The following is a 24,057-nucleotide window of genomic DNA, read 5'->3' as shown; positions in this document are numbered from 1 at the left end:
TTATAAGGCGAAACTAGCTTGACATCTGACTTCCAGCCTTAAGTTGTCACAAATGACTCCTACTAAAAAGTCCATTAGGGATTTATTGCAACTAAAGCCCACTGGTTTAGTAATGGAACCTACAGGAGGCTGGTACTCTGGGTTTTGGCATCGTGTAGCTGAGGTTCACAATATTCCTGTTTATTGGATGGCCCACGCAGAATTAAAGGGACAGCGATCGCATTTTGGTTTTCCCAATAAGTACGACGAAAATGACTCCTTGTGCCTGGCTGCATCTTACTTCGATCCTTACTTCATCAACAAGGACGGTTCAAAAAGGTTTTTAAAAGGATATCGAATTAAAGAAATACAGGCAGTCAGGGAACTGGTGCTAGAACTTGAACAACTTGACGAGATAAGAACAGCACTGGTTAACCAGCTTAGACAAAGATTTGCTTTGGAATACCCAGAAGCCGCCGCGCAGTCTTGGCAAGTGGACAAAGAAGGTTACACACCGATAATTAAGTGGTTGATTGGCAAAAACAATCACGGCAAACGGGTGAACCATTACAATAATTCGGTTGCTAACAGCCTCGAAATTGACATTTCGGATTATTCCATAAATCATGCCTCAGCTATACACGATCTAGAACGCCGCCGTATTGAAACGGAAGGGATGCTATGGGACGCATTAGAGCAAGATTGCTTTACCCCTTACAGAAAAGCTTTTTCTGAGTTCAACTGGGGAATAGGAATGCAAAGCCTAGTGCTAAGTAAGGTTTATCCCTTTGACAAGTTTTTGGTTAACGGTTTTCCTATAATTGAGTGGGTTGAAACTCGAAATAATGGGAAACAAAAAAGACATCGCAGTTTACAGCAATTTCAGTCTTATTTAGGCTTATCTCGTCGTATTGAGCAATCAGGAGACAAAGAAAGCTTAAGGTGGTTTAACTCTCGTGTAATGAGAGCGCACTTTTATATCTGGTGTATGTGCAGAATTTGCCCGTCCCCTCCCCGTAGGTTGGAGACGGAAATAGGAAGGAAATTAGGAGCGAAATGGGACACCATGAGGCAAGAGAAGAAAGCTAAAGGCAAAGACGCTATTATTCGCCTAACCTTCTACGCTACTCACTTGCTGTTTAACAAGCTAAAGCACGAAATTGTTTTTTAGCCCTTGGGGAATTTCTTATTTTTTGCGAGTAGGGTTTAAAATTGGGAAAAGTTTGATTTAGAGAGATTATGCAGAAACTTTTAAAATTAACCCCGTGGGCGATCGCAGTGGTGGCGGCCTGGTCATTGGGTTTTGTCTATAATGTCTATTATGGCGGAGAGTTAAGCTGGTTAAGATGGATGTATTGGGAGAAAATGTCCTTAGCCTCTCAAGTTGAAAACTCTCCTCGATTGCTAGTTTTAGGCGGTTCTGGGGCGCATCATTCACTTGACTCCGATGTTTTATCAGAAAAACTAGGTATTCCCGTCCTCAACATGGGTTTAGATGGTCCAGTAGGTCTAAACGTTATTTTACCCAGTATTCTCAAAGCAGTGCGTCCAGGAGACATTGTTTTGTTGATTCCTGAAGATCTGATCCTACTAGATGAAGATGGTTTGCTGGAAAGATCAGCCCCATTTGGGGTGGCCATAGGAAGACCCGGACTCGGTGGAATTCCGCCCCTACAATTAGCGGAAACTGTTTGGATGCAGGGAGTTCCGAGTCTCAGGCCGATTACAAAATCTGCCGTAGATCTCGCAGAAAAAGGCCGTCTGACTGGTTACTACTCTGATCCTTTGACCGAAAGAGGTGATCCAACCACTGTGAAAAATCGTCAGGGAAAATGGTGGCAATGGACTATCAATGAATCTATTTCTCCTCATGCAGTAGAAAGAATCGAGCAGTTTCGCCAAGAAGTTGAGGCAAAAGATGCTACTTTGATTTTATCTTTGCCTTGGGTTTATGCCAGTCAGGATGAAAATACTTTATCAAATATGCAGGACATCACGAAAAAATTAAGCAAAATCGCTCCTCTTGTTTATGATGAAAACGATTACAATTTAAAGACAGATTCTAGCCTTTTTGCCGATACTCATCATCACCTTGTCTTTGCAGCAAGGAAACTAAGAGCAGAACAATTAGCCGAACAATTGAAGCCTGTTATTAATACAGTGCAAAGCGAACAATAAACAGTCTGTTAAAAGCATTTTTATAGTTAAATTTTTCACGGATATGAGTCAGGTAAAATCATCAAAATTAACCAATATTTTTGGCTTAGATTTGCGATCGCTCGCTGTTTTCAGAATCGGTTTAGCTTTAGTTGTTATTGTCGATTTATTTAGCCGTTTTAGGGGAATTTCAGCACACTACACAGACCAAGGTGTACTTCCTAGAGACGCTTTACATTCCAATTTATTTGCTTCTTTTATTGCTCTTCAACCTACTCCCAATTCTTTACTCCATCCTTGGTATTGGTCTTTTAATTTACTAAACGGTGGTTTATGGTTTCAATTAATTCTATTTACAGTAGCTCTTATTTTTTGTTTATTTTTATTATTTGGTTACCGCACAAGGTTAGCTGTTATTGCGGTTTGGGCATTAAATATTTCTTTACAAAATAGAAATCCTGCTTTAATTTTCGCAGGAGACGATGTTTTAAGGGCTATGCTTTTTTGGTCTATGTTTTTGCCTTTAGGTTGTTCATACTCTATCGATAGTGCTTTCAATTCTAACCCAAAACCATTACCGAAAAAAGTTATCAATGGGGCCACCGTAGCTTTTATAGTACAACTAATATTTATTTATACTTGGTCAGCAGCTTATAAAACAAAAAGCGAACTTTGGTGGCCCGATGGTGATGCAGTTTACTACTCCCTCCACTTTGATCAATATGCTACCGAATTTGGTCATTTTCTCTTAGGTTTTCCTATCCCTATTTTACAAACACTCACTTTTGGGGCTTTAATTTTTGAATGGATAGGGCCTTTTTTAATTTTTATTCCTTTCCGTACTAGCTGGTTTCGTTGTTTAACTATTATCTCTTTTATTCTCCTACATATTGGCTTTGAATTATGTTTTGCTATCGGAGTTTTGAGTTATCTGAGTGTTGTTAACTGGTTAGCCTTATTACCGACAGAGGTTTGGGATAAAGCACAGGAAAAAATTAGCACTAAACCCCGAAAAGGACTGACTATTTATTACGACAAAGATTGTGGTTTTTGTAAGAAAGTAGTTCATGCAATTAGGACTTTACTGATATTACCAGGCACTCCGTTATTAGAAGCTCAAGGTTATGAATCTATCTATGAGGATATGTTAGAAAAAAATTCTTGGGTTGTGGTAGATTGGGAAGAAAATCGTCATTATAAATTTGAAGCGATCGCTTATGTAGTTAGTCTCTCTCCTATCCTATTTTTCCTAGAACCGTTACTACGTTGGCAACCTATCATGAATAGGGGAACAAAGTTTTACCAAATGATTGCTTCTAACCGAAAAGTTGCAGGAAAATTTACTAAACCGTTTAAGTTTCGTCCTCTAACTGTTGAGTCTTCTTTTCCCTTTAATTTAATTGTCTTATTATTATTATTACTAACAACTATATGGAATCTAAAAGGGTTTGTAGATCAAACAGTTGCCCGTAACAAAGCCTATCGTGATAGTAATAAGAAAGATTGGATTATATCCACTCGTAACCTTCTTAACCGTAGAACTTTTCAACGTCTTAATACTCTTGGTTATTTGACTCGTTTGGACCAAGCTTGGAGTATTTTTGCTCCTGCACCTCCAAGGGACGATGGATGGCACGTTATTGTAGGAAAATTGAACAACGGAGAAACTGTTAATCTTCTCGATGAAAATAGTCCTATTTCTTGGGAAAAACCTACTTTGAAGAGACGTAGACAAATCTATCAGACTATTCAATGGCGTGTCTATTATATCAATCTCAACCGTGCTATGGGACAAAAACTTTATCCTCATTTTGCTAACTATTTAATTCGAGAGTGGAATAAGAATCATTCTGCTGATCAACAGTTAGAAAGTCTAGAAATTTATTTTATGGACGAAAGAACTGTTCCTCCTGGGGAGAAACAAATAATTAATAAGAATAAAGTTTGGTCAGAATATTAGATATTTGAGGTAACAAATAAGAAAATAGTTGAGTATTATTCAGTTTAATTAGACGTTTCAATACCAAGAATTTTCCGAGACTTTATCAATACGTCTTGAGGTAGAAATGGTTTAGTTATATAAAAATCAGCACCAGCTTTCATGCCATTTTCTTCGTCTAAGCTTTGTCCTCTAGCTGTAAGCAAAATGATATAGACATCGGAGAGATAGTTATCTTTTTTGACTGTTTTACAAACTTCTAATCCACTAATATGAGGGATCATTACATCCAAAAATACTAAATCAGGCTTTTGTTTTTGGATCAACTCTAATGCTTCTTTTCCATCCCTTGCTGTTATGGTTAATACCCCGTTGTCTTCAAGTTCTTCTAAAATTTGCTCCATTAAAGTGACAATATTCGGTTCGTCATCGACGATTAATACTTTTTTCATTATTAAAATTTAAAAATAAGTGTTACTCTAGGGTTAGAAAAATAAAACAATATAATTAGTCGTTTAAGAAATCATTAGCTCAAAAAAACAGATCAGATATGTATGTCAAAATAGGGAAAATTATAGACAACTGGTCAAAATTAAAAATAAGACACCGCACCAAGACAGAGGAATTCTCTCCAACCCCCAACTTCACCAACACTTTGTGATGCAGGTGCAAGATATGAGTTTAAGATCAATTCTTATCCCAAAATTAACTAACGGTAGTAGCCAAGTTAAGGTTTTAAAAGTTTTTTGTTACTGGTAAACTTACAAAAAATGTTGTACCTTTACCTACTTCGCTAGTCAGCCAAATTTTTCCCCCATGTTGTTCAATAATTTGTTTAGAAATAGATAAACCTAACCCTGTTCCTTTCGGCTTTGTAGTCAAAATATTGCCGACTTGTTGGAACGGTTCGAATATCTTGTTATAGTCATTTTCTGCAATTCCGATGCCTGTGTCAGTGATAGAAATCAATAGATTCTTATGATCTGCTTTAGCACTACAGATAACAGATCCGCTTTCTGTAAATTTAAGTCCGTTAGAAATTAAATTAACAAACACTTGAATGAGGCGATCTTCATCTCCTAAAATGGAGGGTAATTCCTCAGAGAAATCTTCGATCAACTCTACGGGAGATTCGTAAAACAAAGGGGAAATAGAAGCGATCGCCCAAGTTAAAATTGTGTGGGGTTTAACAGGAACTAAACTCAGAGTTATTTTTCCTGATTCTATTTTTGTCATGTCCAAAAAGTCATTGACCAATTTACCCAGTCTTTCTCCTTCAGATACTACAATATCTAAGTTTTGTTGGATACGGTTGATGGCTTTGCTTGTTTGTTTATTCGGATTTTTTATCTGAGAAAAAATAACCTTGTTAAGTTTATCTCTAATCAACGCAGAAAAACCAACAATAGAAGTTAAGGGTGTTCGCAACTCGTGAGAAACCATAGATAAAAAGTTCCTCTTCATTCGTTCTACTTCCCGTTCTTTGGTAATATCTCGAATTAAAATAACTACCCCAAGATACTCTTCCTCCGTATCTTGTTCCTTTTTAATAATACTACTAGCCAATGCTTGCCCAATAGCATGATGGGGTAAAGGAATTTCCACTGTAACTACTGTTTGATGGGCTAATTCTTTTCTCTCTAGCAACAAAGATAACTCAGAAGGAAAAACATCTAAAACTTGCTTCCCTATCAAAGACGAAGTAACACCAAACATAGACAATAGGCTAGGATTATAACGGGTAATTGTGCCATAAACATCTACCACCAATAGTCCGTCCCCTAAATTGTCCACAATGGCGTTGAGATCCGCTACAGTTCTTTGTAGAGTTTTTGACTGTTTTCGGGTTTTTCTGAGTAGATTACTCTGATAGACTGCCACTCCTAGCTGGTTAGCCACCTGAATTACCAGGTCAATTTCCCGTTTAGGCCAGTATCTAGGTTTCTGATGGTCATAAACTCCCAACATTCCCCACAGTTGCTCCCCAACAAATACAGGAACTATCAGCAAAGCTCTAATTTGTAACTGCTTGTATCCCTCTCGGTGGGCAAAACTTAACTCTGCTGTGTCAACATCATTGATTGAAAAAATTTCCTGGTTGCGATGACATCCTCCTTGAGCGTACTGAAGATAAGTATCTTCCCAGAGGGATTTTCCTTTAGCATCCCTACTCACCAAAGGTTTCCACCCCTTACCCAAAGATTCGTACAAAAATTCTCCTCCCCAATTTTCCCAAAAACGATACACTACCACACGATCGCACTTCAACATCTGTCTGATTTCGTCGGTGGTTGAAGCAAATATGGTTTCTAACTTCAAACTCTGACGAATTCGCTCGATGACACGAGCTAAAGCCTTTTCTTGATTAGCTATCTCTCTTAGATGTTCTTTTTGAAATTGAACTTGTTTCAATGTCCTCTCGAGCATCTTGGCCTTTTTTTGACTCTCTTTGAGTAGAGCAGACTGTTGAATACCAACGCTGAGATGGGTAGCTATCTTGGTGACAAATCCTTTTTCTTGGGTTTTCCATCGACGAGGAGCGGAACATTGATGGATACAGAGTAACCCCCAGAGTTTTTTCCCCATCAACAAAGGGGCTACCATATTGGCTTTAACTTGAAATTTCTCTAAAATTTGACGGTGACAGTCGAGTATGTTGGCTTGATCGAGATCGTCAATGGTAAACAGATGACCTTGTTGATAATAAGGTCCCGAGTGCTTAGCAAAACAGTGGTCCTCCACTTTGACGTGTAGAGCGGAAATGTATCCAGGGGCTACGTCTTCGGAGATCGGTTTTGCCAGGGCAAAATCTGCATTAGGCTCGAAGCGGAAAATAGCCACTCGATCCGCTTTTAGGAGGTGACGAATTTCTCTGACAGCAGTTTGAAAGATTGTTTTTAATTCTAAAGTGCGACGAATTTTATCGATAACTTCCAGTAAAGCCCGTTCTTGCTCCACAATAATCCCTTGTTCTTGGGCATATTCTTCAATCTGTTTGACGTGACAGCTTTGTTGCAGAGCCACACTGATATGATGGGCAACTCGTTTTAACAGATGAATGTCTCCATCTTGCCACTGTCGACAACGAGTATGTTCAAACCCTGCTAGCAGTCCCCATAGTTGTGAACCCTCGAACAAAGGGACAATAGCTACGGATTTTACCCCGAAACCCTCTAGCATGCCCCGATAACATTCAGCAAAGCGATGGTCGTCTTGAACATCTTCAATAATACAATGTTGATTGTCTTTAAACCTTCCCCCTTGGGTTTCTTGTAAATATTCATCGTGCCACGTTACTCCCACCAGAGAAACAAAATCACCCGGAGCGGATTCAAAAATAAACTCTCCCCCGTAACTGGGATCAAACTGATAGATGGTTATGTGTTCGACTCCCAATAATTTCTGCACTTCTGTGGCAGCGGTTTGGAATATGGTATTTAGGTTTAGGGTTTGACGAATTTTATCGATGACTAATTCTAGAGATTGCTCTTTCTGGTGAGTTTTGATTAAAGCATCGCTTTGTTCTTTTAAGGCGGTTGCTAGGGCAGTTTGTAGCTGTTGTTTGTGTTGTTGGGTTTGACTTAGAAGTTCCGCTTGTTGTAGGGCAATACCTAAATTGATCCCTATTTGTACCATAAAGTCGATTTCTGTGGTTTGCCAGTGATGGGGACCTCTATTTTGATAGGCGGCTAAGAGTCCCCACAGGGATTGATCTTTATAAATAGCGACGATAATGTAAGCTCGAGCTTGGTATTTTTGTAGCAGTTGTAAGTAATTCTGAGAAAATCCTGCTGCGTAAATGTCGTCACAGACTCTAAACAAGTCGTCGGGGTTAGCAGGGGGTTTTTGATTTTTTTGTAAGTGGGTGTGATTTAATTCTAAATTGTCTAAAAAATTAATAGTAGGGTGTTTTTCGCCCTTTTTTTGGTTATTTGTGTCTTCTGGATCTTGAATGAGTAGCGATCGCCATCCTTCTGCCACGGATTCGGCGATCAATTCTCCCTGATCTTCGTTATTAAATCGATAAACAGCTACGCGATCGCATTTGAGAAATTTGCGAGTTTCTTGGGTGGTTATGTTTAAAACGATATTAATATTGAGGGAGCAACGGATTTTATTGATAATGGTGTATTGTTCTATGGCTGTTTCCACTGCTTTGCCAATCAGTTGTTCTTGCTTTTGTTGTTCTTGGTAGATTTCACCGCGTCCTACAGCAACACTCAAATGAAAGGCTATTTCTTGTACTAATTCGCTATCTTGTTCTTGCCAATAACGAAGTTCTGAACAATGGTAAATAACGATGAACCCCCATTCTCTTTTTTGTAGGGTTATGGGAATCAGCAGTTCAATGATCTCTTTCCCTATTTCTATACAGGGTTTTAATTTTTGCGATAAGAGTAGGGTGGATTTTTGCTTATCTGTATCAATCTGTCCCAAGGTATTAGGCAAAAAAAGTTTTGACTTATCCCAAGAACTTGAGGATGCTCTCTCGTCATCCCAGAGTTGTCCCCCCAATTGATAGATCAATACTCTATCTACTTCTAAAAATGCCTTGAGTTTGCTGGCAATGGACCCATAAGTTTTCTCTAGTTCACCGCTTCCGTGGATTTCCCTAATAACCTTGATTAAAAATTTTTGTTGAGCAATCTTTCCTTCATCAGATTGGGTTGACATAAGAAAACCCTGTTAGGTTAAATACAATTGACAATGTACAGTCTAAATTTACTAACTCAACCTCTCACAATTATGCTGTACACATGACAAACAACACCCCAACCTTACTCTGCGGCTTCATTCCTCTTTAACGTCATCCTATTTGAAGACACCTAGCTACCGATCGCTTTTTTCCATGTTTTCGGTTTGGCTAATGGTGTTACTTCCTATTTTCCCATTTGAGGAATCATCCGTTTTCGGATTGGGTGTTGTTTTTGGATACGAGACAGATGTGAGTTTAAACAGCGTTGAGTTACCTCTTAGTTCTACGTTTAACTTTATACTGGGCTGTTTTATCTGCCAGGGAGGCTCTATTAGCCTCTACTAATAATCTATCAACTCTTGTTCCTGTTGGCCTAAATTTGTAACAAAGCTTGATATTTGAGGTTCAAGTAGATCCATCAGAAGTACCGCAACACTCGATATTCACAAGGCAAAAGTTTTAGCCCATAATTCTATAGGTAACGCTTATCAGGATCAACAGGGATAAAGATCTTAGACTTCCTGAGATATTTCCAGGCGATACCATCAGGATCTTTGCTTTGACTCCATTCGGCAAAATTGCTATCGGTTTTACGACGACCAATAGTGCTAGGGGTTATATCGAGTCTTTTAGCTAAATCTGATTGAATGAGGGTAAATTTTTCTTTTTTCTCGATTTCAGGAGTAGTTTCCTGGGGTTGAGATGGAGGTTGTGAGGACTCTGGTGTTTCTGTTTTCTCGATATCGGGGGTTTTTTCTGGAGATTGAGGTAGAGGTTGTGAGGACTGTGGTGTTTCTGTTTCTGATGAGGAAGAAGACTGATCGGATGGTTGATGTTGTTGTAATCGTTCTTCTTTGAGGGCAGCTAATTGAGCAAAAGGACTCGATAAAGAACTAGGGGAAGGGGGGGAAGAAACTTCAGGGGGAGGGGATGCAACTGGGTTGCTTTGAGGGATATCCAGTTCTTCATCGTCTTCATCCTCACCATCAAAGTTTGTCGGTTCTTCAGGTTCTTCCTCCGTCGGTTCGCTATCATCGAGGATACTGCCTAAAGTGCTGGCGGTAATAAAATAGTATACTTTTCCTTGTTCTGGCAATTCCTGAAAAGTTGCGCCAAATTCTTCTGCTTTTCTTGCTAAGAAACGTTTAGCACTTCCTGCACTTAAATTGGCTTTAAGGGATAAATCCATTGGGGTAACTTGCCCCTGATTTTCTTGGATTAATTGGGTAAAAATAGGGTTAATTTTAGCACTCCACTGTTGCCACTGATAATTGTCCACCAATTTCCAGATAATAACTAGGGCAACAAATCCTAATACCCACATCCAGGCCTTGTAAAGAAGGACGATAACTGCGGCAAGGGGAAGGATTAAGATTAAGAGGGCCGTTGGAGTTGGATTACCATCGAATACTTTTCCAGTCATAATTTCTGGTCTTTTCTAGAAGTAGTTAGCACAGCTTATACAAGAAATTATTCCATCAGTGTAACCGATGGCTTTCTTGGGAGAGAAATATAGACAGTTGTGCTTTAGGTATTGCACCTTTACTTAAGCTAGGTTAGCTTATTTTGTTGACCAAAGGTAATTTTAACCAAATTTCAACTTTGAGTCAAAAGCTTTGTATAGGGATCAGGAATGATTGATGAGATATTTTTTTTCCCAGTTATCAGTTATCAGTTACCATTGCTCACTGTTGACTTTTCCCTGTTGTCCGTTGCCTTATACCTCAGACTGAAATTCTCAGAACTGATGACTGATTTCTGTATTTGGCGTTGGGATTTTGTAATTTATCACCATCGGTTGTTTCTAGAAACGTCGTCTGCGCAAAATTCCGTAGAAGATAGCCATAAAAACAGAAATAGCTATCAAAAGTAAAATAAAAATTCCTGGTATGAACCCTAAAATCCCCAAACCCCTCAAAACGTAAGTTGTCACAGTAATCACAACAGAACTAATTAAAGCCAAGGTAATAAAAGAAGATTTAAAGGGAGTAGATTTGCTCATAGCTAACCGGGGATAAATTAACAATAACAATCGATAGTCTGTGTTGCGAAGTCTAACTGTGAACCCCTAAATCCGATGTTTCTAAGCGTTTTAACATGGCTTCTCTGGCTTGTTGGGCGAGACTGTCATCGAGGGGTATTAACTCTATTTCTGTTTGATATTTTTTTTGTAATGCGGTTTTGATCAACCAGTCGGCCAGAAAAGGATTTTTTGGTAATAAGGGGCCGTGGGAATAAGTAGCGATCGCATTACCATAAAAAGCCCCTTCGTAACCGTCTTCCCCATTATTACCGTACCCAGAGCGAACTTTTCCTAGAGGTTGTACATCCCCCAAATAAGTTCGGCCTCCATGATTTTCAAAGCCAATAATTACTGGTGGTTCTCCTAACATTTGTTGCAAATCTTCTGCGAGGGGAGAGGCGGTGATCTCAAAAACCACATTCCCTATACAACGGGAAGCCTTTGGCCCTGGATGTTTGGTAACTAAATCCAACAATCCTAACCCTTGGATGCGTTGCCCTAAAGCTGGTTCGTAGTAATGGCCCAGAAGTTGAGGAGATCCACAAGTAAACACCCCAGGGGTTCCCACCTCTAACCTCTTACGTAGGATGTCGGCTTTTTTCCCTTGTAAGTCTCGCATGACGATTTCTTGTTGACGATCTTGGGCCCCACCCCCCACGATTACATCTACATGGTTAAACTGTTCTGCTTCGGTTTGCTGATCCAAAGGAAGGATCTCTACAGGAATACCTCGCCATTGACAACGGCGTTGGATAGAGATGACGTTGCCGCGATCGCCGTAGGTACTCATTAAGTTGGGGTAAAGCCAACCGATGGTTAAACAAGGGATTTCAGACATAAATTATCGTAAACTTGCTGATTGAACTAATAATAAACTACCTGCGGTCAATCCAAGAATATTGGGCAACCAGGCTCCTAGAAATGGGGTTAAAATCCCCCAAATACCGAGGGAGGTACTCATAAAGGCCAAAAGATAGTAACCAAAAATTAAACCCACACAGACACCAAAACTGGTGGCTTTGTTGGTGTTTTGGGGTCTGACCCCGATGGCTGCCCCCACTAAGCCAAAGATGAGACAAATGAAGGGCATGGCGTACTTTTCTTGGAGACGAACTCTTACTTTTCTAACCCGTTTCTCGTTGCCACTCAATTGCATGGCTTTGAGGTACTCTTTGGTTTGGGCGATGGTCATTTCTGTAAAATTTTGACGACGGTTGGCTAAGTCTAAGGGGGCCCGAGGTAAGGCTAGTTGTTGATGTTGAAAGCGCACAATATTGCGGTAGGAACCGTCTGGGGCAATGAGGTAGACTGTCCCGTTAAAAAAGTCCCAAGTATTACTGGAAATGTTCCAGGTGGCGGACTCGGAGGTAACAATTTGGTTAACCCCTTCTTGGGTGCGGTCTAAAATAGTCAGGCCGCTCATTTTGTCGCCGTTGTATTCTTCGGCGTAGAATAAACGGGTTAAAACGGTGGCTTCTTGACCGTTTTCTTCTTGAATTGTTTTGTATTCAGGGTAAACAATATTGCGCTCTTTAAAATCGGGTCTTTCTTGATTTACTGCTCGTTCTAGGGTAACTGCAGCTTGATGGGTGGCGGCTGGTGCGATCCAGTCGTTGACGATAAAAGCGCATCCTGTGATCATCAGACCAAAAAGAACCACGGGAATAATTAAACGATAAACGCTAACTCCTAAACTTCGTAGGGCAATAATTTCGCTGTCGCTGGATAAACGACTGTAGGCCATCAAAGCGGCCAATAGCATGGCCATGGGGAAGGCTAAACTAACAAAGCCTGGCAGTTTCAGTAGTAAAATTTGTAAAGCTACCGACAGCATCAGTCCCGACTCGGTTACTCGACGCACGAGGTCGAATAATGTACCGATGGATAGTCCCAAGGAGGTGAAAATGCCCATGCCAAAGAGAAATGGCAATAGGAGTTCGATAAACAGGTAACGATCCATGATGGATAAACCAGGGATCTGAGGTTTAAGTTTGATTTTAAGGGGGTTTACTTGACCAATATCCATAATTTGTGTGTGATCTTAGAGTTGATCTGTTGTCTCTAATTTCCTAAATAATACTGTCGCACCAGAGGATTGTTATAAATTTCTTCTGCGCTGCCGGCTGCTAAGATTTGACCGTCCCGCATAATGTAGGCGCGGTTGGTGATAGCTAGGGTGGCTTGGACGTTGTGATCGGTGATTAAAATACCCATCTGACGGTCTCGTAGTTGGGCGATCATGGTTTGAATTTCTGAGACAGCGATGGGGTCAACGCCGGCAAAGGGTTCGTCCAATAATAGAAAATCTGGCCCCTGTTTCCCCACAGCCAAGGAACGGGCTAATTCGGTTCTCCGTCTTTCCCCCCCGGAAACTTGAGAGCCTTTTGTGTTGGCAATTTTTTCAAGTCGAAATTCTTGCAGTAGGCTATGAAGACGTTGGGGCCGTTGTCGGAAGGGGACGTTGGTTTGTTCGAGGGCTACTTGGATATTTTCCGATACACTTAGATGACGGAAAATACTGGGTTGTTGGGTCATGTAACCAATACCCAAGCGAGCGCGCTTATTGAGGGGCAAACGGGTTACTTCTTGCTGATTTAACCAAACTTTCCCTTTATTGGGTTTAATTAAACCGGTAGCTATGTAAAAGGTGGTTGTTTTTCCTGCGCCGTTGGGACCAAGAAGGCCGACAATTTCCCCAGGGGCGACTTTGATGTTGACTCGGTTAACAATGTCTCTTTTTCCGTAGCTTTTATGAATGTTTTCTAAAATCAGTGTCATGGCTCGGAATTTAAAAGTCGGGGGTGGGTAAGGTGGTGTCTAAGGGAGGTGCTGGAGACACGGGAGTCTGTTGAGGAGGTTGGTTTTCGTTCTCTGTGACTAGATAAATGGATTCTACCTGTTGTGCTGATTCTGGAGTGGCAATGAAGCGGCCTTCATCGATAAGATAGGTCATGCTTTCGGCTCGCATACTGTTGCCTTCTTGTAGCACATAAACGTCTCCTGTGAGAACTAAACGCCGTTCTCGGCTGAAATACTGCGCCTGTGCGGAAGTGCCTTGTATTTGACGAGCAGGATAGAAGAATTGTACGTTACCTCTAGCAGTGACTACGCCGGTTTCTGAGTTTGCTTCTTGGATGTCGGAGCGAACGGTGAGGGGGCTATTTGCGGGCGGGTTTTGGGCTTGTACGTTTCTGGGAATAGTTTCTAGGGTCATTGTACTTACCGTGGCAACTAAAATGCCGCCGAGGACTCCGATGGTGTTTTTGTGGGAGACAAAGGGGGTGAAAAACATGGTTTAGCTATGGGGCTGATCGCTTTTGAGTTTATTCTATTGCTTTAGTGTAATCAATCTTTTTTGGGGCGATCGGTGAACTGTCCAACTCTGGGTGGATTTTGTTGAAGAGGACGAGGTTGCTCAAGTGTTTGTTGCGTCATCTGAAATATTTGCTTAATTCTTTGTTAATTTTTTAATAGATTATTTAGATAGAATCTGAACGGTCCCAATTTTGAGGTTTTTTAAGCAAGCTTTCTACTTCTGAAGCGGGCAATGGTTTAGCAAAAAAGTAACCTTGACCTTGCTCACAATCTAACCACTTTAATTGTGCTAGTTGTAGTTCTGTTTCTATACCTTCTGCAATCACATCTAATCCCAAAATATGGGCTAAACTAACGATCGCTCGGACAATTTCTGCGTTTTCGTTATTAGGTTCCATACGCATCACAAAGGAACGATCAATTTTTAAGGTATTGACGGGAAAACGATGTAAATAACTCAAAGAAGAATAGCCAGTCCCAAAGTCATCTAAACAAATTTCAATATCTCGTTCTTGTATCTTTAATAGAATATTTGTTGCTGCTTGTAAGTTTTCCATTAATAGGGTTTCGGTAATTTCTAATTTTAAACTTTTTGGCTCTAAATTAGTTTCTTGTAATATATTATCTATGGTATTAATTAAGTTGCTGTATTTTAGTTGTTTACTAGACAAATTCACTCCTATTTTTAAATGGGAATAGTGAGGGAATTGATCTTGCCACTGTCGCATTTGTTGGCAAGCTTCTTTTAATGTCCATTCTCCTATAGAAATAATAAGTCCTGTTTCTTCGGCTACAGGAATAAATTGAGCAGGAGAAATTAACTTTTTCTGGGAGTGATTCCAACGAATTAGGGCTTCAAATGCTGTTAGTTGACCAGTTTTTAAACAGATAATCGGTTGATAATAAAGACTAAATTCTTGCTGACTTATACCTATTCTTAAGTCTGTTTCTAGTTGTAAACGGCTAACTGCTCGTTCGTGCATTTCACGGTCAAAAATTGCATAACAGGCTTTTCCGTCGGCTTTTGCACGATACATGGCAGTGTCAGCATCTCGCAAAATTTCTGCGGCTTTTTCATAACCTAAACTACTCAAAGCGATACCAATACTTGTGTTAATAAATATATTTTGATTTTGTAATATGAAGGGAATTTTTAGGTCTAAATGGATACGTTTAGCGACGTTTATCGCATCTTGAATATTTTCAATATCTTCTAGTAAAATGGTAAATTCATCACCACCTAACCTCGCTAATGTGTCATTACTGCGTAACCCTTCTTGGAGTCGATGAGAAATTTCTTTGAGTAGTTGATCACCAATTGCATGACCTAAACTATCGTTAATAACTTTGAATTCATCTAAGTCTAAAAAGAGAACGGCAAAGGTAAACTTTGGATAACGTTTTTGTCTTTGTATGGCGTGTTCTAAACGATCCATAAATAAAATACGATTGGGTAAATTGGTTAGGGGATCGTGAGTTGCGTTGTATTGTAATTGTTCTTCTGCTTCCTTTTGTTCGGTGATGTCACTATCTATCCCATCAATACGAATAATATTACCTTGTTCGTTATAAACACAGCGTATTCTGCTCAATAACCAACAAATTTGACCATCTTTTTTAAGGAGACGATATTTGCATTCTGTATAACCTGTTTCTTTGACAATTTGTCGATGAGATTCGACTAATTCTTGATCATCGGGATGAATTAATTCCCGCCAAAGCTGACTATTATTGTATATTTCTGATAAAGAAAAACCCAAGGTAGTCTGAGCAACAGGATTAATATAAATTAGCTGACAAAAATTACCATCAAAAGACCAAATCATGTCTTGAATAGAGTTTAAAATACCTTCTAACCTTTGCTCACTTTCAGATAAAGCTTGCTCCATTTTTTTCCGTTGGCTAATGTCTGTAATCATACTCAACGAACCAACATAATTTCCTTTATTATTCAATAAAGGATTACTAGAAACAATTGTCCATAATTCCCCACCATCTCGACAGCGAAACTTTACATCGTTGGTTTCAGTCGTACCTTGGGAGCGTTTTTGTATTCTCTTTTCACTCTTTATATTTTCTTCTAAATCAACAAAATCAAATAAGTCTTTACCTATAATTTCATCTATTTTATACCCCAACATTTCAGCCATTTGTTGATTGACAAAAGAGGTTTTATTCTCTTGATCGATAATCCAAATTCCTTCTGTGGCAGTTTCTACAATTTGACGGTATTTTTTTTCACTTTTTGATAAGGCTTCTTGGGCTTCATAATTTTCTGTAATATCTCTTAAAGAGACTAAATATCCTGATTGTCCCTGCCAAGTAATGTTAGCTACGCGCATTTGAGCAATAATTAAATTTCCTTCGGGTTGTTGAATAAAAATTTCCGTGGGTTGATCATTGCCCACAGGTAAACCTAAAGGATGATCTATCAAATCCGTAGCGGAACGTCCAAAAATTCTTACACCGGCATCATTAATAAAGCGTACTTTTCCTTGTGGATTTATTACCAGTAAACCGTCGGAAATGGTACTAATAATACTTGCTAGTCTTTCTTCGCTTTCTTGAAGGGCAACTGTTTGATGAATTTGCTGAGTAATATCGATGGTTTGACCTAATAAATGCAAGGGGTTTCCGTCAATATCTCGAATTAAAGTTGCTTGGTGTAACCCATAAATTATTTGATTTGTTTTGGTAATGTAGCGTTTTTCTAAGCAAAAACTGTTAATTTCTCCTGAGAGTAATTTATTAAATAATTTTTTTTCTTTTTCTATGTCTTCGGGATGGGTAATATCTACACAACCTTTAGTTAATAATTCTTCAGCGCGATAGCCAACTAATTCACACAAAGCTTGATTAACATTGATTAATTTGCCATTCATCTTTGCTAACCCCATAGCTGTGGGAGACTTGGCAAAAAGAAGACGAAATTTCTCTTCGCTTTTTCTTAGGGCAAGTTCAAGGTTTTTTGACTCGGTGACATCGCGCCCAACAGCATAAATTAATTTTTTTTGGAGATTAACAACAGAAGTCCACGATAACCAACGATAGGAGCCATCTCGACAACGATAACGGTTTTCGCAATGAGAGGATTGTTTATTTTGGCTTAAGTTTTCTAGTTTTGCTAGGGTGGAAGGGCGATCATCGGGGTGAACAAACTCTAATAAGGGTTTCGATTTTAATTCTTCTGCTGAATAACCGAGGGTTTGGGTAAAAACTGCATTTGTTTTCTTGAAATAACCGTCAAAACCGGCAATACAACAGATGTCTAAGTTAAGCTCAAAAAAGCGATCGTTGGTAACATCTTCCATTGCTTGTGGTTGTTGATCGGCTTTTTGGCTAATGGTGGTACCAATAATTTGAGCAATGATTTCTAAAAAATTGGATTCTTGTGGGCTATATTCGCGTTTATTGCCATTGTAAACCCCTAAGATGCCGTAGGTTTCTTGTGACGTGGGAATAATTGCACTGATACCACTCATAATGCTGTGATTAGCCAAAAAGGGATGACAAGCAAAGGTATCGTTGGTGGTGAAATCTTCAACGATTAGAGTTTGGCCAGTTTTGACGGTTTGACTCAGGTGACAGCTTTCGTGCAGATAAAGGATGGGGTTTGCTTCTTCTTGTTGATTCCAACCAACTCCTTGTATTAGCTGTAATTCGGAATCGTCAATCCCTCGCTTAAAAATACCGCAGTGATGTATTTGGAGGCGATCACAAATAATTTGAGTTACTTCTTGGAGAAAACTGTCAATGTCTGAACAATTTAGGGCAATTTGAGCAATTTCACCGATCGCTTTTTGTTGGGAAATTTCTGCTTCGACAGCAGGTTCCCAGGACTTCTTATCTGCCTGATTTTGGTATTGAAACTTATCTTGCACTCGTCCTAAGTCCCCATGCCACTGTTGTTAACCTAAATTGTCTGCCTTTAGCACCTTTTTATGATCCCTTCTAATTCTAAACAAATTTTTTCCAGTTTTCCATAAAATGCCGATGGTGGACTATGATATTTTTCTGTTAGGTTTATTTAACAGTTTATTAACTAGAAAACTAATACTGTGCCAATTTGTCTTAAATACAGAATTTTGGTGAGTATTTCTTAATCATATAAGTTTTAAAATACTACTCTTTTACTACTTTCCTATAAAATGCCGATATTTACCTTAATAATATTACTATTTTTTTTAGTTTCTTTAGCATTACGTTTTTGGAATTTAGGTCAATTTAACACTTTGGTTTTTGATGAAGTTTATTATGCTAAATTTGCTAATCATTATTTAACCAGAACCCCTTTTTTAAATTCTCACCCTCCTTTAACGGAATATTTAATTGCTGTGGGAATGTGGTTAGGTTCTCTGTTTCCAGCTTCTCCTGATATTATCAACAACTTAACAGGATCTTGGCGTTCAACTCTTAGTTATCGTTGGTTAAATGCCTTGACTGGTTCTTTTTTTCCTTTGATTTTAGGAGCGATCGCTTATCAACTTACTTACCGTCGCTCTTATACTATAGTGGTTACTTTATTGGCTACTTTGGAGGGATTATTTTTAGTTGAATCTCGTTATGCTTTGAATAATATTTATTTAATCAGTTTTGGTCTATTGGGGCATTTATTTTTTTTATTATTTGTTAATAGAGGAAAATATTTATATTTAACAGTTACTGGAGTATTTTTAGGATTATCAGCAACAATTAAATGGAATGGCTTGGGTTTCATATTGGGGATTTACTGTTTGATTTTTATGGTTTATATTTCTCACAAATTTAATAACTTATTTGAGTTACGAAACTTAGGATTATTTGCGAGAATAAAATTTAATAAACCTTTTTTACTATTGTTTAATTTATTAATTGTCCCTATTTTTACTTATAGTATTCTTTGGTTACCTTATTTATTATTGAATTCTGAATATAGTTTGTGGCAAATTCATCATAAAATTTGGTCTTTTCATCAGAGTATTGGCGATGGTTTAGATGTCCATCCTTATTGTTCTAGGTGGTATAGCTGGTTAATTATGGCTCGACCAATTGCTTATTTTTATGAAAATAAAGACACACCTTCTGGAACGATTATTTATGATGTTCATGCTATGGGTAATCCTATTTTATGGTGGTTAGCAACGGGTTCTATTATAGTTTTTGTTCTGTTTGTCTTGATCATTTTACTTAGAAAGAAACATAATTATTATTTCCCAGTCTTGATTTTTATTCTAATTAATTATTTTTGTAATCTATTACCTTGGATATTAGTAAGTCGTTGTACTTTTTTATATCATTATATGTCTGCTTACAGTTTTTCTTTATTAGGAATTGGTTTAATTATCGAACAATGTTTAATCAGTACCTCAATTTTTAATCGCCGTTTAGGAATTCTACTATTATTATTAATTAGTTTGTCTTTTGTTTATTGGCTGCCTATTTATTTAGGATTTCCTCTCTCTTCAGAAGGGTTTACCATGAGAATGTTACCCAATTGGATTTAGTTTTCAAGGGATACTTCGTTGCTAATAATAATTTTTAGTGGCAAAGTAGCAAGCAGTTTGCTTGCACTTCATTAAATCTCAACTAAGATAATTCTAGTCCGCTGTCTTCAAAGAGTTTAACTAGTTTTTCTTCCATTAATTGTTCTTCCCTTAACATGACAAGACATTTTTTAGCAAACCAATCGTCACTTTTAATTTTGTCTCTTAAAAAGTCCTTTACATCTTGATCAGTGATCTCTTTTTCTTCGTAAAGTTTCTGTATTTCTTCTAGGGAACGATAAAGAAGGGTGTTTTTCCCAAAAACTTCATCTTCGTAAATAACTTCTTTACTCATCCATTCCCAGTCAACTCTTTGTATCCAAAGTTTTTCCCCTGAAAAAATAGAGTTAATATTTAGGGTTAAATCATCAGTTACCCACCAATAAGTCTGGGGATCGTCGTACATATCCCCAGTCAAACTGTTGGCAAGAGTAACATGATTTCCCGAAAAATTACGAATATTAGCGTTAGCATTTTCTGTGGTTCGATAAGCAATTTTTAACCGTAGATAAAGTCCTTCTTTTTCGTATTTATTCTTACGAGGAATCAGGTTAAAAAAGCTAATAGCCGCCCCTGCTTCGTAAATTTCAATTAACCCTTGTTCTTTGTCTAAATACCAGTTTGAACCATAAATTGCTGCGTCTACTGCTGCCGCTGTTCCTCTTTGTCCCAAAATATCCTTTTCTGTGGCAAAATAAGGACGGGGCATTACTGTCTTTTTTACCTTTGGAAAAAATTCTCGTTTCGGTTCCATAATTTTTCCTTGAAATCCCCAATATAATGACAAGTTTTACCTTTACAATCTTTTATTATAGTAGTTTATTCCAAAGATTCTATTTATTTATATAACTTAAAGTGAGGATAGGATTTTTACTAAGTATTATCAAGAAAATTCAATATTTATTGCGAATATGATAAAAGATTAATCTTTTAAATAGATAATTGTAATAGGGAGAAGGGAAAAAACAATTCTCTTTGAACTGAAAAGCAGAAAATAAATTAATACTGGTTTCACAAACCTTGGAGGTAGAAAGTATGAAACTTAATGATATGTTACAAGGATTTATCGAATATCTTACGGAAGGCTTTGCTAGAATTTTTAGTCCTGCTAAAGATGATTATAAGGATATTGGGGTACAACCTTATGATTGTAAGCCTTATATTGAAACAGAACTTAACGAAACAGCCTAGAGTTGTTAATGGATGCTAATTGGTATTAAAAAAGGGGAGAACTTTAGTTCTCCCCTAATATTTGATTGATAAATTTTTGGTGTGTGAGTTAAAGACAATAGTCTCATCTTTTATGTATAACTGTTATTTTTGAGCCACCCTAAAGTCGCCAAAGCTACTAGCATTAAAATGAGTTTCTACTTGTTCAACAGTAACACGATTAGCTGTTTTATCAACTGCTTTGGGAGTCATTGGGGACTGGCCTAACTGTAGTGACACATAAAGTAACCAAGTTACTGTACTGGCTAATAAAAAACGTTCTAACATCTCACACCACCTAGAGTTAATTGCATGGAACTGCATTTAATAGAGTAAACTGACTAGGATTTAACTGTCGAATTCTAGAAGCATTATAAAATTTTTCCAAACTATGACAGCTATCTCTTCTGACTATCTATCTCCATTTATCTTTACTGTCTTTGGAGATTGCTCAGGGTACCTTATTGCTTAAAAAGCCTAAGATACTTCATGGTTAGAAAACGAACAATTTCCTTGACGTATCCATAGTAACAAACCATAGGACAAATTTGTGTAAAGGCCAATGTTAAGAGTGATGATATTTTGATGAGAGAATTAATCTGAGTTCGGTGTTCGGTGTTAGGAGGGTAGCTCTACCCTACTTCATAGCAGAATTCAGTCTTTTGCTACTAATCAATGGGGAATTTCAAGGCAACAGGGCAAGCAATTAGATCCGGTTTATCAATAAAACGATTCCGATTCCCTTGAAGAACTTCAATCGCATCATTTCTTCTTTTTTCTTCAGTACTTACGGAATCACTGCAATGCCATTCTGTTAAGAGTTCAACTAATTCTGGTTCTTCTTTGCCATTTTTTCCTATTTCTGCTCCATATTCATCATTCATGTAAAAAATGGCTCTCGCTATTTCACCCCTTGAAGTTACAGGTGGCTCAACAGTTGAATTTACTTTTTCAAAATCACAACTTGGAGCAGCCGCCACCGCTAATCTATTTTCCATTCCAGGAATAATTGTAAATGTTAGGTTACCTCTAGCCGTGTTTACATTTTTTAAAGCTGGATATAAATTATGTAAGTCTCCTTCCATAACATTAAATCTTTCACTGTTTCTTCTACAGTTTTTGCGACTCTGATCTTCACATCCTGCCGCTGGCTTCATCCAAGAAGCTGGATAAACGTGTTCCACATTTATGTCTCCACTTCTATCTTTTTCAAAAGCCCCGCAGTATAAAGATGTTGCTCCATCTTCATATAAACTTTCCCAAAAAATATTTCTAGCTTCTCTATAATTTTCTATTCCCGTTTGGTCTGCTCGTACGGCGGTACTAAAACTCAACATTAAGACTAAGTTAATTAATAGTAAACAACTTAGTTTTTTGAAAAATTCAACAAAACTATTCTCTAATTTCATGATGTTAAAGACTTTTCTATATTACGCTTTAAGTATATTCGGTTAAGTAATTTCTGATTATTAACTTTTTTATATTTTTTAGTTTTCTTTATCTCCAAGCACGATGATCGCAGATCAATCAAACCATATCATCAGATATCATGTAGTAAACAGTCCTATACCGAAACTGGATGGGGATAACTGATGCCAGACAATCCACCACAGGTATTTATCGCCCATGCTAACGAAGATAAACCGTTAGTCCGAGAACTCTATCAAAAGCTGGTGTCAGCAGGTTATAAACCTTGGTTCGATGAAGAGGATTTACTCCCCGGACAAAATTGGAGGGATGAAATCCCCAAAGCGTTGAAAAATAGTGATTTATTCATCGCTTGTCTGTCGTCAACGTCCATTAGTAAACGGGGATATATTCAAAAGGAATTCAAAATGGCCATGGAAATGTTGGCAGAGTTGCCACCAGGAACTATTTATTTTATTCCCTTGAAATTCGATGACTGTCAAATACCAGACCTCAAAGCGTCACAATATGGGTTGAATCTTCAGGATTTACACTGGTTAGAGTATGGTCAACCTAATAGTTTTGAGAAATTAATTAAAGCTATAGAGCTTCAGTTTGGCAGTCAAGAAACAAAGGATACTGACAATAACAATGACACTGTGTCCCGATCCTCCACAGACAATCAAAAGTCAACTAACTTGGAGATTCCAGAAGGACAAGTCCCTTTAAATTCGCCATTTTATGTGGAGCGTCCACCGATTGAGTCTGATTGTTATCAAACAATTTTGCAGCCAGGTGCTTTGATTCGGGTGAAAGCTCCCCGTCAGATGGGCAAAAGCTCATTAATGGCGAGGATTTTGTCTCATGCTAAACAAGCTAATTATCAAACAGCTTGTTTGAACTTTCAATTAGTGGATGATGATTGCCTCAAAAATCTTGAGCAATTTTTACAATGGTTTTGTGCAAGTATCAGCGATGAATTAGATTTACCGGCAGAGATGGAAAAGTATTGGAAAGGCATTTTAGGCAGTAAGAAGAATTGTACTAATTATTTTCAAAAGTATTTATTATCAAAACTAGAAGTTCCTTTAGCATTAGGGTTAGATGAAGTAGACCAGGTGTTTCGATACCCTGAGATTGCAACAGGTTTTTTAGGATTATTAAGAGCTTGGCATGAGAAAGGAAAAAATGATCCTGTCTGGCAAAAGTTAAAATTAGTAATTGTTCACTCGAAAGAGGTTTACATTCCACTCGATATTAATCAGTCTCCATTCAATGTGGGTTTCGGGGTGGAATTGCCGGAATTTACTGCTTCTCAGGTGGAAGATTTAGCCAAAAGACATGGGTTGCATTGGTCTGTCGAAGAAAAAGAGGGACTAATACAGATGTGTGGGGGACATCCATACTTAATTCGGGTAGCTCTTTATGAAATAGCTAGAGAGCGAATGAGTTGGCAACACTTTTTGTCTGTAGCTCCCACAGAAGAAGGAGTTTATCAAGATCACTTACGTCGTCATCTTTTGAACTTGGAGCAAGACGAAAGTTTATTAATGGCGTTTAAACAAGTAGTGGCGACGGAACATCCTGTACAGATAGGAAATTCGGAGGGATTTAAACTAAAGAGTATGGGGTTAGTGAAGTTTCAAGGCAACAAAGTTATGCCATCCTGTGAATTATATCGTCGGTATTTTCGCAATCGTTTGGGGGTTAGTTCATGAGTGTGCCATCCTCTTCCCTCTCTATGTATCAAACGGGGGGTAAGTAAGTCAGCAGAATTAATTGTATATTTTATGGTATAGTTTTATCAGCA

The 24,057-nt window shown here is 38.2% G+C and carries 18 protein-coding genes; 6 read left to right on the top strand and 12 right to left on the bottom strand.

What is annotated here, in order from left to right; translation table 11 throughout:
* Positions 1–52: 52 nt before the first annotated feature.
* The 3 genes from P9B04_RS19935 to P9B04_RS19925 all read left to right on the top strand — a co-directional run bounded on the left by P9B04_RS19935 (position 53) and on the right by P9B04_RS19925 (position 4,096).
* A complete protein-coding gene (locus tag P9B04_RS19935) occupies positions 53–1,150 on the top strand; it encodes an IS110 family transposase (RefSeq protein WP_342056720.1) in 1,098 nt (365 codons plus the stop codon).
* A 68-nt stretch (positions 1,151–1,218) separates the two neighbouring features.
* On the top strand, positions 1,219–2,157 hold the full coding sequence (locus tag P9B04_RS19930; protein ID WP_342056719.1) for a hypothetical protein: 939 nt from the start codon (positions 1,219–1,221) through the stop codon (positions 2,155–2,157).
* Positions 2,158–2,200: 43 nt separating this feature from the next.
* Complete coding sequence (locus P9B04_RS19925; RefSeq protein WP_342056718.1) at positions 2,201–4,096, top strand: hypothetical protein; 1,896 nt, start codon at positions 2,201–2,203, stop codon at positions 4,094–4,096.
* Between the two features lie 44 nt (positions 4,097–4,140).
* On the opposite strand, the gene P9B04_RS19920 is transcribed toward P9B04_RS19925, so the two are convergent.
* The 9 genes from P9B04_RS19920 to P9B04_RS19880 form a co-directional block, all read right to left on the bottom strand.
* The gene (locus P9B04_RS19920) at positions 4,141–4,527 is read right to left on the bottom strand and encodes a response regulator transcription factor (RefSeq protein WP_342056717.1); all 387 of its coding nucleotides are present in this window, start codon (positions 4,525–4,527) and stop codon (positions 4,141–4,143) included.
* Between the two features lie 283 nt (positions 4,528–4,810).
* Positions 4,811–8,749 carry a GAF domain-containing protein gene (locus P9B04_RS19915; RefSeq protein WP_342056716.1) on the bottom strand — a complete coding sequence of 1,313 codons (3,939 nt, stop codon included), beginning with the start codon at positions 8,747–8,749 and terminating at the stop codon, positions 4,811–4,813.
* Positions 8,750–9,243: 494 nt separating this feature from the next.
* Positions 9,244–10,194 carry a hypothetical protein gene (locus P9B04_RS19910; RefSeq protein ID WP_342056715.1) on the bottom strand — a complete coding sequence of 317 codons (951 nt, stop codon included), beginning with the start codon at positions 10,192–10,194 and terminating at the stop codon, positions 9,244–9,246.
* Between the two features lie 381 nt (positions 10,195–10,575).
* Positions 10,576–10,773 carry a hypothetical protein gene (locus P9B04_RS19905; protein ID WP_342056714.1) on the bottom strand — a complete coding sequence of 66 codons (198 nt, stop codon included), beginning with the start codon at positions 10,771–10,773 and terminating at the stop codon, positions 10,576–10,578.
* 52 nt (positions 10,774–10,825) lie between these two features.
* On the bottom strand, positions 10,826–11,632 hold the full coding sequence (locus P9B04_RS19900; RefSeq protein WP_342056713.1) for a type 1 glutamine amidotransferase: 807 nt from the start codon (positions 11,630–11,632) through the stop codon (positions 10,826–10,828).
* A gap of 3 nt (positions 11,633–11,635) precedes the next feature.
* Positions 11,636–12,820: an LptF/LptG family permease gene (locus P9B04_RS19895; protein ID WP_342056712.1), complete on the bottom strand. Its 1,185-nt coding sequence runs from the start codon at positions 12,818–12,820 to the stop codon at positions 11,636–11,638.
* 35 nt (positions 12,821–12,855) lie between these two features.
* Positions 12,856–13,572, bottom strand: coding sequence for an LPS export ABC transporter ATP-binding protein (gene lptB, locus P9B04_RS19890; protein ID WP_342056711.1), 717 nt, complete (start codon positions 13,570–13,572; stop codon positions 12,856–12,858).
* A 10-nt stretch (positions 13,573–13,582) separates the two neighbouring features.
* Positions 13,583–14,086, bottom strand: coding sequence for an LptA/OstA family protein (locus P9B04_RS19885; protein ID WP_342056710.1), 504 nt, complete (start codon positions 14,084–14,086; stop codon positions 13,583–13,585).
* A gap of 187 nt (positions 14,087–14,273) precedes the next feature.
* Positions 14,274–17,990, bottom strand: a complete 3,717-nt coding sequence (locus P9B04_RS19880; protein ID WP_342056709.1) for a bifunctional diguanylate cyclase/phosphodiesterase — start codon at positions 17,988–17,990, stop codon at positions 14,274–14,276.
* A gap of 267 nt (positions 17,991–18,257) precedes the next feature.
* On the opposite strand from P9B04_RS19880, the gene P9B04_RS19875 reads away from it, so the two are divergent.
* On the top strand, positions 18,258–19,592 hold the full coding sequence (locus P9B04_RS19875; RefSeq protein WP_342056708.1) for a phospholipid carrier-dependent glycosyltransferase: 1,335 nt from the start codon (positions 18,258–18,260) through the stop codon (positions 19,590–19,592).
* 82 nt (positions 19,593–19,674) lie between these two features.
* Here P9B04_RS19875 and P9B04_RS19870 read toward each other — a convergent pair whose 3' ends face one another.
* Positions 19,675–20,418 carry a hypothetical protein gene (locus P9B04_RS19870; protein ID WP_342056707.1) on the bottom strand — a complete coding sequence of 248 codons (744 nt, stop codon included), beginning with the start codon at positions 20,416–20,418 and terminating at the stop codon, positions 19,675–19,677.
* Between the two features lie 248 nt (positions 20,419–20,666).
* Here P9B04_RS19870 and P9B04_RS19865 point away from each other — a divergent pair, with 248 nt between their 5' ends.
* Entirely contained in the window at positions 20,667–20,822 is a 156-nt protein-coding gene (locus P9B04_RS19865; RefSeq protein ID WP_342056706.1) for an isochorismate synthase, read from the top strand.
* A 123-nt stretch (positions 20,823–20,945) separates the two neighbouring features.
* Here the strand turns inward: P9B04_RS19865 and P9B04_RS19860 are convergent, their stop codons facing one another.
* Complete coding sequence (locus P9B04_RS19860; RefSeq protein ID WP_342056705.1) at positions 20,946–21,128, bottom strand: hypothetical protein; 183 nt, start codon at positions 21,126–21,128, stop codon at positions 20,946–20,948.
* A gap of 380 nt (positions 21,129–21,508) precedes the next feature.
* Positions 21,509–22,249, bottom strand: coding sequence for an endonuclease (locus P9B04_RS19855; RefSeq protein WP_342056704.1), 741 nt, complete (start codon positions 22,247–22,249; stop codon positions 21,509–21,511).
* Between the two features lie 183 nt (positions 22,250–22,432).
* Here P9B04_RS19855 and P9B04_RS19850 point away from each other — a divergent pair, with 183 nt between their 5' ends.
* On the top strand, positions 22,433–23,965 hold the full coding sequence (locus tag P9B04_RS19850; protein ID WP_342056703.1) for an AAA-like domain-containing protein: 1,533 nt from the start codon (positions 22,433–22,435) through the stop codon (positions 23,963–23,965).
* Positions 23,966–24,057: the final 92 nt, after the last annotated feature.

The organism is Crocosphaera sp. Alani8 (assembly GCF_038442745.1).
GTDB lineage: Bacteria > Cyanobacteriota > Cyanobacteriia > Cyanobacteriales > Microcystaceae > Crocosphaera.
This window is presented reverse-complemented; position numbering and strand designations above follow the sequence as displayed.